This window comes from Candidatus Pelagibacter sp. HIMB1483, from assembly GCF_052048135.1.
Classification (GTDB): Bacteria; Pseudomonadota; Alphaproteobacteria; order Pelagibacterales; family Pelagibacteraceae; genus Pelagibacter.
Window position 1 is genome coordinate 350124 of record NZ_JBNAIM010000002.1, and the last position, 15029, is coordinate 365152.

Genomic DNA, 15029 nt, shown 5'->3' on the forward strand with positions numbered 1-15029 from the left:
TTTGGGCCGTTAGCTCAATAGTAGAGTACTGCATTGACATTGCAGGGGTAGTTGGAGCGTAACCAACACGGCCCACCATAATTAAATACTTGATTGATTATAAATTAAAAACAAAGTAGAAATGTTCGTTTGGGCCTGTAGCTCAGTTGGTTAGAGCAGTACACTCATAATGTATTGGTCCCAGGTTCGAGTCCTGGCGGGCCCACCAAACCATTTAATTAATGATAAAGTTTGATAATAATTTAAAAACAATAGATACTAAATTTGGAAAAATTGTTATTAATATTAATGATCAATACATAGGAAAAGCCTTTTTGAATCAAAATTATTGGGGCTTAGATGACATACTCGCTATTTCGAAGCTTTTAGAGATTAAGTGTAAAAATAAAGACAAGATATTATTTTACGATATTGGTGCAAATATTGGAAGTCACTCGTTAGCTCTATCTAATATATTTAAGGATAAAATATTTATTAGGGCGTTTGAGGCCCAATCAAATATTTGTAAAATGTTTGAAGAAACAATTTCAATTAATGAAATAAAAAACATAAAACTTTATAGAAATGCAGTCAGTGATAAAAATAATGAAGTTATAAAAATTGAACTTCCCGATTATTCCAAATTTAATAATTTTGGGGGTTTTGAATTAAACAAACCTTTCAAAAATTCAGATAATTTTGACATGAAAAGGTCTGGATTATTTGAAGAAGTTGAAACAATTAAATTAGATAGTTTTGATGAGGAGGTAGACTTTATTAAAATAGACATAGAAGGTATGGAAAAAGTTGCGGTAAATGGTGCTAGAAATCTTATTATCAAATTTAGACCATTTTTATTTATTGAACTTTTGAAAACTAAAAATGAGGAGATAATAAATTTTTTTAAAAAAAATGATTATAGGATATATTTAAAAGGATATAATGCATTTATGATACCAAATGAGTCATCAGTTAATTTTACTGGGTTAAAAAAAATATAAAAATTTAATATATCTAATTTTTTGAAAATTCTTCTAAGGTTTTAAAAAGAGCATTTATATCATTATCATTAGAATTTAAAATTGATGCAAACTCTTCTTTTTGAGTTCTTGCCAAACTTAAACCTTCAATTATTAAATCTCTAATTAATGGATTTTCTGGATTCTTTGTATAAATTCTCCAATCAATTTTTACTTCTGGTCTTTCAGAGGTTCCTTTTAAAATACTGTTAACTAATGTGTAATTTTCGCTTAATTTCTCTTTTGATGTTACATCAATTTCTGGGTTTGTATATTCAGATAATCTACTAGAAAAACTTTTAAGAAAATACTCATTAAATAATTCTTCATATTTAATTTTTTGATCATCAGTTAAACTTTTTCTAATCGATCCAAGTGTATAAAATCCTATTCCTCTAATATCTACTGTCTCTTTTGCAATAATCTTAAGCTTATTGATTTTTTCATCTTTAGAAATATTTTCAGATAATACTTTTGAGGCCCTGTTTACTGTTGACTGTACAAATACATCAGCTTCAATTGAATATGAGTTATTTATCGATGATAAAAATAAAAAAATTACTATAATAATTTTTTTAATTCTCATAATTTATTTTAATTATTGGCTGATTTCTTCCCAATCACTATCATCCTGAGTGCTGATAATTTTTTTGGTATTAAGAATTTTTTGTTGTCTGTCTTGTAAGTATAAACTTTTCACTGAAGCATAAAAATCTAATGAATTTTTTTCTAAATTTTCGATTGAATCATAATTTTTTGCTCTAAAATCAACTCCAGAAGCTCCTTTTGAAAAGTAGTAATCTGAATTTTCAAAATACTGAGTATCATTTTTTATTGTCACGTTATACCAAGGATCTCCTCCAAAAAAATTTAAAGTTGAACCTAAAGTATCTCTTGCTGTACTTGGACCTAAAACTGGTAATACAACATAACAGCCAGGACCAACACCCAGCTTAGCTAATGATTGTCCATAATCTTCTTTTTCATAATCTATAAGACCCATATATTGAGCAACATCAAAAATTCCTAAGATACCAATAGTTGTGTTTATTACAAATCTACTTGTATTAACTCCTGCTTCTTTAAAATCTCCTTGGATGACATTATTTGGAATAGTTAATAAATGAGAAAGATTGTTTAAAGAATTGCTAACACCTGTCTTAGCAGGAGAGGGTAATTTTCTATAGAGCGATGCAACTGGTTGAAAAATCGCTCCGTCTAGAGTTTGGTTAAATGCAAAAGTAACTCTGTTTATTTTCTCAAAACAGTCTTTTACTTCTGATGGTTCATTTTTTTTTAATATTAATTCTCCATCTGTGCCTGCACTTACATTTAAAGTTAGCGCGAGGGTTGTAAGCATTATTAGCATAATTTTTTTCATCATTATCGATCTTATATTATATTAATTACTAAAGTAAATTAACTATTTATTAAAAATGCATCTAAAAATGGGCATAAAAATGACCGCAAGTTATTCTCCTAACTTTGACTTAGGCAAAAGATCAAAAAAAAAAATTAAATTTATTATTTTTCATTACACTGGAATGAAGACTGAGTCGGGTGCAATAAAAAAATTGCAAGATCCTAAATCTAAAGTTAGTTCACATTTTTATATAAAAAAAAATGGAGACATTTTAAACTTGGTGCCAGTTAGTTATGAGGCATGGCATGCAGGTATATCTAATTGGAAAAATTATAAGTCTTTGAATAGCTCATCAATAGGAATAGAAATAACCAATCCCGGCCATCAACATGGTTATAAAAATTTTTCTCCAAAACAGATAATTTCAATAGAAAAACTGTTAAAATATTTAATAAAAAATTATAAAGTAGATAATAGGTTTATTCTAGGCCATTCTGATATTTCTCCTAATCGAAAAAAAGATCCAGGTGAAAAATTCCCTTGGCAGACACTAGCAAAAAAAAAATTAGCATGGTGGCATAGGCTAGATCTAAAAAAAATTAAAAAATTTAGAAAAGTCGAGCTCAATTCGAAAGCAGAAAAAAATAAATTTTTTAAGAATCTGCATAAAATTGGTTATAATAATATTAAAGGACTTAGTACAATTGCTAGCAATAAATATCTTACAACAGCTTTTCAAAGAAGATTTAGACAAAGTCTTATTAATGGAAAAGTAGATAAAGAGTGTTATTTAATAAGTAAAAACCTTATTTAAGCTTTGAAAATAAACTTGAAAAATCCTTTTTTAACTATAAGTTGTATATGCCAGATGAACGACTTATCGCTTTAAGAAATTAAAGAGGAAAGTCCGGACTCTACAAAGATACAGTGCCAGGTAACCCCTGGCAGGGGCGACCCTAGGGATAGTGCCACAGAAAATATACCGCCTTAACAAGGCAAGGGTGAAAAGGTGTGGTAAGAGCACACCGGTTCTATTGGTAACAATGAACGCTGGAAAACCCCACTGGGAGCAAGACTAAGTAGAGATGACATTGTGAATAACTAAAAGCTATCTTTGGCTCGTCATCAGGGTTAGTTGCTTGAGCTTAAGAGTGATCTTAAGTCTAGACAAATGATAAGTTTTAATGACAGAACCCGGCTTATAGTTCATCTGGCTAATTATTTCCTAAATATAAATATTTGAAATGTTCACGTTTTGATTCCTAAATTTTGGGCAAATTTATAAGTCTCAATTACAAATAGTAATTGTTGACTCTAATCTTAAAAACCCATATTATCCCATATATTCCCATAAACTGGGAATAAAGGAATTTATGGTTTATGTTTTTATCAACCTACGAAAACAAATTGGACAAAAAAGGGAGGGTGTCAGTGCCTGCAAGTTTTAGGTCGTATTTGTCTAACCTAGGATATAACGGTGTAATTTGTTATCCATCATTTAACAATCAATCAATTGAAGCATGGCCACAAGATAGGATAGAGAAAATTTCCAATACAATTGACTCACTTAATCCTTTTGAAGAAAAAAGAGATTTTTTTGCAACATCAATCTTATCTGAAAGTATAAATTTACAGTTTGATAGCGAGGGTAGAATTTCACTAACTCCAAAATTACTAAAGCATGCAAAAATTAAAAATAGCATGATATTTGTTGGTCAAGGAAAAACATTCCAAATATGGGAACCAACAATCTTTGAAAAATTTAAGGTTAATGCAAGAAAAAAAGCAAATTTAAATCGAGCAAGCCTTAAATGGGAGCATCAACTTAACAAATAACGGGGGATAATAAAATGACGATTAACTTTAAAGTACCAGAGATAAAAGAGTTGCAGCCAAGACTTTTGGTAATGGGAATTGGTGGAGCAGGTGGAAACGCAATAAATGAAATGATTGATAACGGAATGCAAGGAGTGGAGTTTATTGCAGTGAATACTGATGCTCAAGATTTAAAACATAGTAAAGCAAAATCAAAAATTCAAATTGGTTTAAATTTAACCAAAGGATTAGGCGCAGGAGCAAAACTTGATATTGGTCAAGCTGCAGCAGATGAATCTTTAAACGATATAGTAAATATTTTGCAAGGTGCCAACATGGTATTTATAGCTGCTGGAATGGGTGGCGGAACAGGAACTGGAGCCGCACATGTGATTGCAAGAGCCGCAAAAGAATTGAATATTCTAACTGTTGGAGTAGTTACGCTACCTTTTTTATATGAAGGTCCATCAAGAATGAGAAGAGCCCAACAAGGTTTAGAAGAACTTAGAAGACATGTGGATACTATTATAGTAATTCCTAATCAAAATTTATTTAAAATAGCAAATGAACAAACTACATTTGAAGAGTCTTTTAATCTTTCAAATAATGTTTTAATGCATGGAGTTCAAAGCATAACTGATTTAATGGTTAGACCAGGATTGATAAATCTTGATTTTGCTGATGTGGAGTCAGTTATGGCTTCAATGGGTAAAGCTATGATGGGAACTGGTGAAGCTGAAGGTGAAGGCAGAGCTATGAAAGCTGCTGAAATGGCTATAAGTAATCCATTAATTGATGATTATACTTTGAAGGGTGCAAAAGGATTGTTGGTTAATATTACAGGTGGTAAAGATTTAAAATTATTTGAAGTTGATGAAGCAGTCAATAAAGTAAGAGCCGAAGTAGATCCTGAGGCCGAATTAATTATTGGTGCGATTACAGATCCTGAACTTGAAGGCAAAATGAGAGTATCGATAGTGGCCACATCTTTAGATGGGCAACAACCTGAAACCAAATCAGTAATCAATATGGTTCATCGTATTCAAAATCGTAATCCAGGATATTCTGATTTTACAACAGGTAATGGAGCAGCTTCATTTAGTTTTTCAAATGCAACTCCAAACCCAGTATCCCATGGAGCTAATGCTCTTAAACTTGAAAACGAGGTTGTGTCAGATCAAGTACGAAATGAATCTATTGATGAGGTTAACAACCAGTATCATGAAGAGTTGTTAAAAAATCAAGAAGCAGAACATATTGTTGAAAATACTTCTAATGAAAATGAAACTTCTTTTTCTGAAGAGGTTTTGGCAACAAGAGAAAATGAACAAGAATCTTTTAATGATTTAAAAGAATTTGGTGTTGAAGCTGATGAACCAGATTTATTCAGTTCAGAAAATCAAACTTCATTATCAGAAGATTTATTAGATTCATCAGAAGACAATAATGAAGAAGATGATTTAGAAATACCTGCTTTTTTACGAAGACAAAAAAATTAATGGTCTTCGAAAAAATAAATGGAAGCCACCATGGTATCGGATGCTCCAAAACATTATCCGGTATTGCTTAATGAAATAATTAGCATTATTACCCCTCAACATGGTGGCACATTTATTGATTGCACTTTTGGTCAAGGTGGTTACACAAAAAAAATACTTAGTTATAAAAATACTCAAGTAATTGCTTTAGATAGAGATATAGAAAGTAAAAAAAAAGCAGATGAAATCACTGCAAATTTTAAAGAAAGATTTGTTTTCAAAAATAAAAAATTCAGTCAATTAGATAATCTTAAACTTAAAAATCAAAATGTAAGAGGTATAATTTTTGATTTAGGTTATTCATATTCACAAATAAAAGATAGCGCAAAAGGTTTATCATTTAATTCTTCTGGTGAATTGAACATGAAAATGGGCATAAATGAATTTTCTGCAAAAGATGTGATTAATAATTTAGATATTAAAGAATTGGAAAAAATCTTCAGGTTTTTTGGTGATGAAAAAGAAGCAAAAAAAATTGCTATCAATATAGTTAAAACAAGAAAAGTAAAAAAAATTGATACCAAAACACTAGTTCAATTGATTGAAGATTCAAAAAAAAGAAAAAATTTTAAAATACATAGTGCTACAAAAGTTTTTCAAGCATTAAGAATATTTGTTAATAAAGAAATAAGTGAATTAATTAATGGATTAATTATTGCTTCAAAAGTATTAAAAAAAGATGGCATTTTAGCAGTTGTAACTTTTCATTCATTAGAGGACAAAATAGTTAAACATTTTTTTAAAAGTTTATCAGAAAAAAAAAGTGTATCACGCTATGTTCCTAGTTTAGAACAACCAGAAACTTTATTTAGTATGGTCCAAAAAAAACCCATAACACCTTCTCCAAAAGAGTTAAGAGAAAACATGCCCTCTAGATCAGCTAAATTAAGGTATGTAGTTAAAAAAAAAGATTTTTATAATTTTGAGACTGATATTAAAAAAAAATTTCAAAACTTAATTGAAATAGAAAATTATGGAATCAAATTATGAATAAAATTTTAACTGTATCATTAATATTTTTTTTAATTTTATTTACAGCAATAGTTAAAAATTCAACAAAAAAATTGGATGATGAGATTTTTGTTTTAAATGAAAATATCAGAAGTTTAAAAAAAGATTTTGGAAATATAAAGTTGGAGTATGATTATTTGAGCTCCGCAGAAAAATTACTTGAATTTCAAAATTCATATTTTGATAACGAATTAATTAAAAAAGACATTTTGGAAATTAGAACAATAAAGAAAGATTCTAATAAATTTCAAGTTAACGAATTTAGTTTTACGAATGAATAATAAAAATCCAAAAATCATAATAGAGGAAGATCCAAATGCTTTTTTATTTGAAAAAAATCAATCAAAATTGAAAATTTCTTTTAATCGAATTTCATTTATTTTTTTTATCTTTTTCATAATTTTTATTATTTATTCAATTCATTTACTTCATCTAGGCTCTAGAAGTGCAAAGGCAAAGCTTACTGATACTTCAATTTTATCTTCTGATAATTTATATAGAGCAGACATTATTGATAGAAATGGCAGATATTTAAGTAAAACAGTGAGTTCGATTGATATTGGTATAAGTACCAAAAAAGTTATAGATAAAAAAAGATTAATCATTAATTTAAAATATATTTTTCCTGACAAAGATTTTAAGAAAATCAAATCTCAATTAGAAAGTAAAAATTTTTTTTACTTAGAGAAAAAAATATCAGAAGAAAATTATGAAAAAATAATGAAATTGGGAGATAAATCTATTCAACCAGAAGAAAAATTAACAAGAATATATCCAGAAAAAAATTTATTTAGTCATATAATTGGTCAAATAGATGATAATAATAATGGAATATCAGGATTAGAAAAATCATTAGATATTGATTTAAAAAACATAAAAAAACCAATTAAATTAACTGTTGATAAAGATATTCAATATTTAATTAGAACTGAATTAATTAAATTTAACCAAATTTTTAACACCATAGGAAGTGCAGCAATTTTAATGAATGTAAATAATGGTGAAATTCTTTCTTTAGTTTCCCTGCCTGATTTCAATCCAAATAAAAGGGAAAAAATTATTGACTCAAATTATATTAATAGAGTTACAAAAGGAGTATATGAGTTTGGCTCAGTTTTTAAAACTTTTACGCTAGCAGCTGCTTTAAATGAAAAAATTATCCAACCAGAAACTGAATTCAATGATTTACCAAAAATGCTTAATTGTGCTGGGTTTCAAATTAGAGAATATGATAAGAAAATACCATCAGATTTAACTGCAGAACAAATTTTAGTTCGATCTGGGAATATAGGTTCTGTTAGAATTGCACAACAATTAGGTGAAGAAAAATTTAAGTTGTTTTTGTCAAAGATTGGAGTTGTAGAACAAATCAACTTTGATATTGAGGAAACTGGCACACCAATCAAATTTAATTGGGGAAAATGTCCACTTGCCACTGCTTCATTTGGTCATGGAATTACCACAACATTACTTCAATTAGCAAAAGCTTATTCAATAATTGTAAATGGTGGTTATGATATTAACCCAAGTTTATTAATGAATTCCAAAAAAGAGAAAAAAGAAAAAATTTTAGATGATGAAGTATCAAGAAAAATTTTACCAATTTTGAGAAAAATTGTTACAACAAAAGAAGGGACAGCTTCATTAGCAAATGTAAATGGTTATGAGGTTGGAGGCAAAACAGGAACTGCTGAAAAAAGTTTTAAAGGGAGTTATTCAAAAAAAAAAATTAATTCTTTTGTAGCTATATTTCCAACTTCTAAACCAAGGTTTGTTCTTGCTCTAATGTTAGATGAGCCAAAAACAAATGAAAATTATATTTATCACTATAGGGATGGATCAAATATTAAATATAAAGGCACTCCATTCAATACCGCAGGTTGGACTACAGTTGAAGTTACAGGGCAAATTTTAGAAAAAATTGGGCCTATTTTAGCCACAAAATACAGTGAAGTTAATTAATATATGCTGCTTGAAGATTATATTCCAAATATTAATAAAAAATTTAAAAAGTTTTTTTTTTCAGGCATTTCATTTGACAGCACAAAAGTAAAAAAAGATGATATTTTTTTTGCAATACGAGGTAGTAAAATTGATGGAAATAATTTTATACCCAATGCAATCAAAAGAGGGTCAAAAATTATTATAACTGAAAAAAAAGTAAAAGAATTTGTAAATGGAGTATTATTCATTCAAACTAGAAATATTAGAAAATTATTAGCTAAAGTTTCATTTAAGATATACAAAAATAAACCAAAAAATTTAATTGCTGTCACAGGAACTAATGGCAAATCATCTGTTGCAAACTTTTACTATCAGATATTAAATTTAAATAAAAAAAAAGTTGCTTCCATAGGAACGTTAGGAGTGAAATCAAATAAGATTAACTTAAATTTATCCAATACAACAATTGATCCAATACAATTAGGGCAGATATTAAATAAACTTAAAAATCAAAAAATAGATAATGTAATTTTGGAAGCCTCAAGTCATGGTCTTAATCAAAATAGACTTGATGGTTTGCAATTTAGCTCAGGGATATTTACAAATTTATCGCAAGATCATTTGGATTATCATAAAAATTTAAAAAACTATTTAGAAGCAAAACTCTATTTATTTAAAGATCTTATTAAAAGAAAAGGCAATGTAATAACAGATCAAGAAATACCTCAATTTAAGAAAATTGAAAGTATTACAAAAAAGAATAATTTAAAACTTTATACTTTAGATAAAAAAAGTAATAATTTTCAAATTTTATCTCATTCGTTTAAAGGAGAAGCTCAAACTCTTAAAATAAAATATAAAAACTCAATAGAAAATATTAATTTTAATTTAATAGGAAAAATTCAATTAAAAAATTTACTAATGGCAATTATTGCTGCCCAAAAAAGTAATCTAGAATTTAAAAAGATTCTATCAGTTATTCCAAATCTAAAATCTGTGGAAGGTAGATTTGAAAAAATTGGAGATATTAAGAATAAGTCAATGGTAATTCTTGATTATGCACACACTCCAGAGGCTTTGAAAACATGTCTTTTAAATTTGAGGGAGCAATTTCCAAATAAAAAAATAAATCTATTGTTTGGATGTGGTGGAAATAGAGATCAGAATAAAAGGTCTAAAATGGGAAAAATTGCTGATGATTATGCTGATGAAATTTATCTTACTGATGATAATCCTAGATTTGAAAATCCTAATAAAATTCGAAAAGATATAAAGAAAGGAATAAAAAAAAGAAAAATTAAAGAGATTTCCAATAGAGTTAAAGCTATATCTGAAGCAATTAAGAATTTAAATTCAGGTGACATATTACTAGTGGCTGGTAAAGGTCATGAAAAAATTCAAGATTTAGGTAAAAAAAAAATTTATTTTTCAGATAAAAAAATAATTTTAGATGAGATAAAGTTTAAAAATTCAAGTTTATCAAATAGTTTAAAACTTAATATAATAAAAGAATTATCGGAAAACAAAAAAATTCCATCCAATTTGTCTTTAAAGAAATCAAGAATAAACTCTAAAGAAGTAAAAAGAAATGATATTTTTTTTGCAATTAAAGGAAAAAAACATGATGGAAATAAATTTGTTGAGCAATCTTTTAAAAAAAAAGCATCAATTGTAATTGTTAATAAAATTCAAAATAAATTTAATAAAGAACGTCAAGTTAAAGTTAAGAATACATTAAAATTTTTAACTGAAACTTCAGAAATTTTTAGAAAAATTATAAATACTAAAATAATTGCAATAACAGGAAGTTGTGGAAAAACTACTTTAAAAGAACTACTAGGAAATTCTTTAAAAAAAATTTCTCAGGTTAGTATTTCGCCAAAATCTTATAATAATAAATTTGGAGTACCTTTAAGTCTTTTTAACTTAAGTCAGAAAGATGATTATGGAGTTTTGGAAGTGGGTATGGATAAAAAAGGAGAAATAGATCATTTATCTAAAATTATAAATCCAGATGTGAGCGTTATTACTAACATAAATTATGCTCATGCAAAAAATTTTAAAAGTATAAAAGATATTGCTTTAGCAAAATCAGAAATAATTCACAATACTAGATCAAATGGATTTGTTGTTTTAAATGCAGATGATAGTTTTTTTAATTTACATAATGACATAGCATTGAAAAAAAATTTAAATATTATTTCTTTTGGTATAAAAAGTTATAAATCAAATATCAAACTTATAAATATTATTAAAAAACAAAAAAAATTTTTAATCAAAATAAAAGTAAATAATTTAATAAAACATTTTCTAACTTCTAATAGTTTTGAAAATAATATCTATAATATTTTATCTGCAATAGCAGTTATGAGTATTTACCTAGATATTTCTAAATTGAAAAAAAATGTTTTCTTAGATTTTGAAATACCTCCAGGGAGAGGAGATTTTACTAAAATTCAAATTAATAAAAAAAATATTAATTTAATTGATGAAAGTTATAATTCAAACCCTCTATCTCTTAAATCAGCAATACTAAACTATGATAAAATTGAGACAAAAAAGTCAAAGAAATATCTTTTACTAGGAGACATGTTGGAACTTGGAAAACATTCAAAAAAACTTCATCAATCAATTGCACCTATAATCAATAAAACTAAAATTGACAAAGTTTTTATAAAGGGAAATAAAGCATTCTTTACATATGAGAAACTTTTAAAAAGTAAAAAAGGGAGGATTTTGTATAACAAACCTCAAATTATTGATTTGATTAAAAAAGATTTAAAAAATAATGATTATTTAATGATTAAGGCCTCAAATGCGACAGGTTTCAATCAGATAGTAAAAGAAATAAAAGGCTTAAGCTAATGTTATATCAATTTTTATTAAATTTTGTAGACACATTTGGATTCTTAAATGTTTTTAGATATTTAACTTTTAGAACTGGTTTATCTGTTTTTACATCTTTAATAATTGTTTTAATAATTGGAGGTCCATTTATAAAATTTTTTTCTAATCAGAAAATTTTAAATCCCATACGTGAAGATGGCCCAGAAGATCATATTGTTAAAAAAATTGGAACTCCAACAATGGGAGGAGTAATAATATTATTAGGTTTATTGATTTCAGTAATATTTTGGGCAGATTTATCAAATATAAATATTTTGTTTTGTATATACGTGGCAGTTTCTTTTGGATTACTTGGAGCTCTAGATGACTACAAAAAAATTAAATATAGCAGCTCTTCAGGACTCTCATCTAAATTAAAAATAATTATACAGATTATATTAGCGACTATAGGAGTTAGTTTTTTTGTTTATTTAGTAGATTATCAGGATATGACTAGTCTATATTTTCCATTTTTTAAAAATTTAATTTTAAATCTTGGGTGGTTTTTCATACCTTTTTCAGTATTTGTGATTATTGGTTCATCAAATGCTGTTAATCTTACTGATGGTCTTGATGGTTTAGCTACAGTTCCAGTAATATTAGTTGCGGCTTGTTTTGCTTTTATTAGTTATGTGACAGGAAATATTGTCTTTTCAGAATATTTGCAAATACCGTATATTGAGGACACAGGAGAAGTTTCAATTTTTTGTGGTGCAATAATTGGTTCATGTTTAGGTTTTCTTTGGTTTAATGCACCACCAGCTAAAATTTTTATGGGAGATACAGGTTCATTATCACTTGGAGGGTCTCTTGGTGCTATAGGAATCATTACTAAGCACGAAATTGTATTAGCAATCACAGGAGGACTTTTTGTTTTAGAAGCAGTTTCAGTAATGGTTCAAGTAATTTCTTATAAATTAACAGGAAAAAGAATATTTAAAATGGCACCTATTCATCATCACTTTGAAAAAAAAGGCTGGCCTGAGTCAACAGTTGTAATTAGATTTTGGATAATATCAATAATTTTAGCGATGATAGGTTTAGCCACACTAAAATTAAGATAATGAAAAATACTGAGAATATTTTTTCAAGAAGAAAAATATTAATCTATGGACTTGGTAAGAGTGGAATTTCATCATATAAATTTTTAAAAAAAAAAGCAGATGTTTACTTATTTGATGATAATTTAAGAAATAATTTAAATTTAAAAAAAAAATTAATAAGTTTTAAAAAAATATCCAAATTAAATTTTGAAAGAATTATTATCAGCCCTGGTATTGATATTTTAAAATGTAGATTATCAAAATATTTAAAAAAAAATTTATCAAAAATTTATACAGATCTAGATGTTTTTTATTCTTTTTATAAAAATAAGAGTATTGCAATTACAGGGACAAATGGAAAATCAACTACAGCGAAAATTTTATTTGATATTTTGTTAGATCAGAAGAAAGATGTTAGATTAATAGGCAACATTGGCAATCCAGCTTTATCAGAGAAAAAAATTACAAAAAAAACAATTTTTGTAATTGAAGTGTCCTCTTACCAACTGGAATACAGTAAAATGTTTACTTCAAAATATGCAGCAATATTAAATATAAGCGCTGATCATATTGAAAGACACAAAAGTTTAAAAAAATATGTTGATGCTAAGTTTAAATTAATAGATTCACAAACAAAAGAAAGTTTTGCTTATATAAAAAAAGATGACAAATTAATTAATAAAAAACTTAAATTAAAAAAATTCAATTGCAAAATTATAAAAATTGACGTCAATAAAAATTATAATTTTTTCAAAAAAATAAAAAATAGTTATTTTTTTTCAGAATCTAATAAAGAAAATTTATCTTTTGTTTTAGAAATATCAAAAAAATTAAAACTTAAAAAACATTTGATTTTGAAAACAATACAAAAATTTAAAGGATTAAAGTATCGTCAACAAATTATTTTTCAAAGTAATTCTTTAACTATTATTAATGATTCAAAATCGACTAGTTTTGCTTCAAGCATAGATGTTTTAAAATCAAAATCAAATATAATGTGGTTATTAGGAGGAGTTTTTAAAAAAGGAGATAAACTTAATTTGAGAAAAAAAGACTTTAAAAATGTAAGAGCTTTTATATATGGAAAGAATAAAATTTTTTTTAATAATGAGCTTAAAGGTAAAGTTAAATTTAAAAATTTTATAAAACTAAACGATGCTTTGAAGAATGTTTTTAAATTAATTAAGCTAGAAAAGTTAAAAAAAAATGTAATACTATTTAGTCCTTGCGCAGCGTCATTTGATAGTTTTAAAAATTTTGAGGATAGAGGGCATTATTTTAATCAACTGATTAAGCAACATTTAAATGGAAAGTAAGAATCTCTTATATAGTTTATATTATAGTTGGTGGAAAAATATTGATAAATTTATATTTTCTTTAATAATTCTGTTATTTTTAGTTGGTTTATTTTTTTCATTAGTATCAACATCACTAATAGTATCAGATAATTTGGATACTAATGATTACTCATTTTTTTTTAAACATTTATTTTTTATAATATTAGGAATAACTGTAATTTTCATTTTTTCATCAATAGATCAAAAAAAACTTTTTAAATATTCAATTGTAGTTTTTTTTATTTCATTAGTTTTTTTGTTACTAGTTCCTTTAATTGGCATTGAAGTTAAAGGGTCAAAGAGATGGATAGATTTATATTTTCTACCTAGGTTCCAGCCTATTGAATTGGTTAAACCCTTTTTGATAATTTTTACTAGTTTAATCTTATGTAACCAAAAGTATAATAATATTATTTTTAAATATTGTTTCTCTTTTATCATTACATTAAGTGTTGTTCTATTACTATCTCTTCAACCTGATATAGGACAAACACTTTTAGTATTGTTTAGCTGGTCAATATTAATTTTTACCTCAGGTATAAGTATAATTTTTCTAATTATTCTTTTTTCAATTTTAGCTATCGTTTTTTTTTATGTAATTTTTTTTGTTCCAAAATTTGAATATATTAAAAATAGATTAATATCCTTTTTCGACTCTGAGAGTGGTACCTATAATTTTCAGTCAGATAAAGCCCTAGAATCTATTACAAGTGGAGGATTTTTTGGAAAGGGTATTGGAGAGGGAACATTGAAGAATAGAGTCCCTGAAGCTCATACAGATTATATTATTTCTGTAATATCTGAGGAGTTTGGCGTTATTGCCATAATTTTAATCTTATTTTTGTTTTTAGTATTTATTTATTCTGTTTTTAAAAAAGTCTATTTTGAAAATGATGAAAAAATAAAATTAATTTTAGTAGGATCCATAAGTCTAATTTTAATGCAAACAATGATACATGTGGGAGTAAATATAAGATTATTTCCAACAACAGGAATGACACTCCCATTTATAAGCTATGGCGGATCATCAATCATAAGTATCTCGATACTATCAGGAGTAATTTTAAATTTGACTAAAAGAAAAATAAATTAGT

Annotated in this window: 13 protein-coding genes, 2 tRNA genes and 1 other RNA gene; 14 read left to right on the forward strand and 2 right to left on the reverse strand. The window is 26.4% G+C overall.

The features are described from left to right. Nucleotides 1-3 precede the first annotated feature (3 nt). The 3 genes from ACTTAV_RS02515 to ACTTAV_RS02525 all read left to right on the forward strand — a co-directional run bounded on the left by ACTTAV_RS02515 (nt 4) and on the right by ACTTAV_RS02525 (nt 980). A tRNA-Val gene (locus ACTTAV_RS02515) sits at nt 4-78 on the forward strand. Nucleotides 79-131: 53 nt separating this feature from the next. Then, nucleotides 132-208 (forward strand) — tRNA-Ile (locus ACTTAV_RS02520). 13 nt (nt 209-221) lie between these two features. Beyond that, on the forward strand, nt 222-980 hold the full coding sequence (locus tag ACTTAV_RS02525; protein WP_440669980.1) for an FkbM family methyltransferase: 759 nt from the start codon (nt 222-224) through the stop codon (nt 978-980). A gap of 13 nt (nt 981-993) precedes the next feature. Here the strand turns inward: ACTTAV_RS02525 and ACTTAV_RS02530 are convergent, their stop codons facing one another. Both ACTTAV_RS02530 and ACTTAV_RS02535 read right to left on the reverse strand, forming a co-directional pair. Then, complete coding sequence (locus ACTTAV_RS02530) at nt 994-1584, reverse strand: MlaC/ttg2D family ABC transporter substrate-binding protein (protein ID WP_440669981.1); 591 nt, start codon at nt 1582-1584, stop codon at nt 994-996. 12 nt (nt 1585-1596) lie between these two features. Continuing rightward, complete coding sequence (locus ACTTAV_RS02535) at nt 1597-2382, reverse strand: MlaA family lipoprotein (RefSeq protein WP_440669982.1); 786 nt, start codon at nt 2380-2382, stop codon at nt 1597-1599. A 76-nt stretch (nt 2383-2458) separates the two neighbouring features. Between ACTTAV_RS02535 and ACTTAV_RS02540 the strand changes: the two genes are divergently transcribed. The 11 genes from ACTTAV_RS02540 (at nt 2459) to ACTTAV_RS02590 (ending at nt 15028) form a co-directional block, all read left to right on the forward strand. Beyond that, on the forward strand, nt 2459-3175 hold the full coding sequence (locus ACTTAV_RS02540) for an N-acetylmuramoyl-L-alanine amidase (protein ID WP_440669984.1): 717 nt from the start codon (nt 2459-2461) through the stop codon (nt 3173-3175). A gap of 50 nt (nt 3176-3225) precedes the next feature. After that, nucleotides 3226-3579: RNase P RNA component class A (gene rnpB, locus ACTTAV_RS02545), an RNA gene on the forward strand. A 162-nt stretch (nt 3580-3741) separates the two neighbouring features. After that, nucleotides 3742-4197, forward strand: a complete 456-nt coding sequence (gene mraZ / locus ACTTAV_RS02550; RefSeq protein WP_440669985.1) for a division/cell wall cluster transcriptional repressor MraZ — start codon at nt 3742-3744, stop codon at nt 4195-4197. 14 nt (nt 4198-4211) lie between these two features. Continuing rightward, complete coding sequence (gene ftsZ, locus ACTTAV_RS02555; protein ID WP_440669987.1) at nt 4212-5675, forward strand: cell division protein FtsZ; 1464 nt, start codon at nt 4212-4214, stop codon at nt 5673-5675. Between the two features lie 18 nt (nt 5676-5693). Continuing rightward, entirely contained in the window at nt 5694-6704 is a 1011-nt protein-coding gene (gene rsmH, locus ACTTAV_RS02560) for a 16S rRNA (cytosine(1402)-N(4))-methyltransferase RsmH (protein WP_440669989.1), read from the forward strand. Then, entirely contained in the window at nt 6701-7006 is a 306-nt protein-coding gene (locus ACTTAV_RS02565; protein WP_440669991.1) for a cell division protein FtsL, read from the forward strand. Before rsmH ends, ACTTAV_RS02565 begins: the two co-directional genes overlap by 4 nt. Continuing rightward, nucleotides 6999-8687, forward strand: coding sequence for a peptidoglycan D,D-transpeptidase FtsI family protein (locus tag ACTTAV_RS02570; protein WP_440669992.1), 1689 nt, complete (start codon nt 6999-7001; stop codon nt 8685-8687). Before ACTTAV_RS02565 ends, ACTTAV_RS02570 begins: the two co-directional genes overlap by 8 nt. Before the next feature lie 3 nt (nt 8688-8690). Continuing rightward, nucleotides 8691-11534 carry a UDP-N-acetylmuramoyl-L-alanyl-D-glutamate--2,6-diaminopimelate ligase gene (locus ACTTAV_RS02575; protein ID WP_440669994.1) on the forward strand — a complete coding sequence of 948 codons (2844 nt, stop codon included), beginning with the start codon at nt 8691-8693 and terminating at the stop codon, nt 11532-11534. Then, the gene (gene mraY, locus ACTTAV_RS02580; RefSeq protein ID WP_440669995.1) at nt 11534-12619 is read left to right on the forward strand and encodes a phospho-N-acetylmuramoyl-pentapeptide-transferase; all 1086 of its coding nucleotides are present in this window, start codon (nt 11534-11536) and stop codon (nt 12617-12619) included. The genes ACTTAV_RS02575 and mraY overlap by 1 nt, the downstream gene beginning before the upstream one ends. Continuing rightward, nucleotides 12619-13914: a UDP-N-acetylmuramoyl-L-alanine--D-glutamate ligase gene (murD, locus tag ACTTAV_RS02585; protein ID WP_440669996.1), complete on the forward strand. Its 1296-nt coding sequence runs from the start codon at nt 12619-12621 to the stop codon at nt 13912-13914. Before mraY ends, murD begins: the two co-directional genes overlap by 1 nt. Further along, nucleotides 13904-15028 carry an FtsW/RodA/SpoVE family cell cycle protein gene (locus tag ACTTAV_RS02590; protein ID WP_440669998.1) on the forward strand — a complete coding sequence of 375 codons (1125 nt, stop codon included), beginning with the start codon at nt 13904-13906 and terminating at the stop codon, nt 15026-15028. The genes murD and ACTTAV_RS02590 overlap by 11 nt, the downstream gene beginning before the upstream one ends. The last annotated feature ends 1 nt before the right edge of the window (nt 15029 follow it).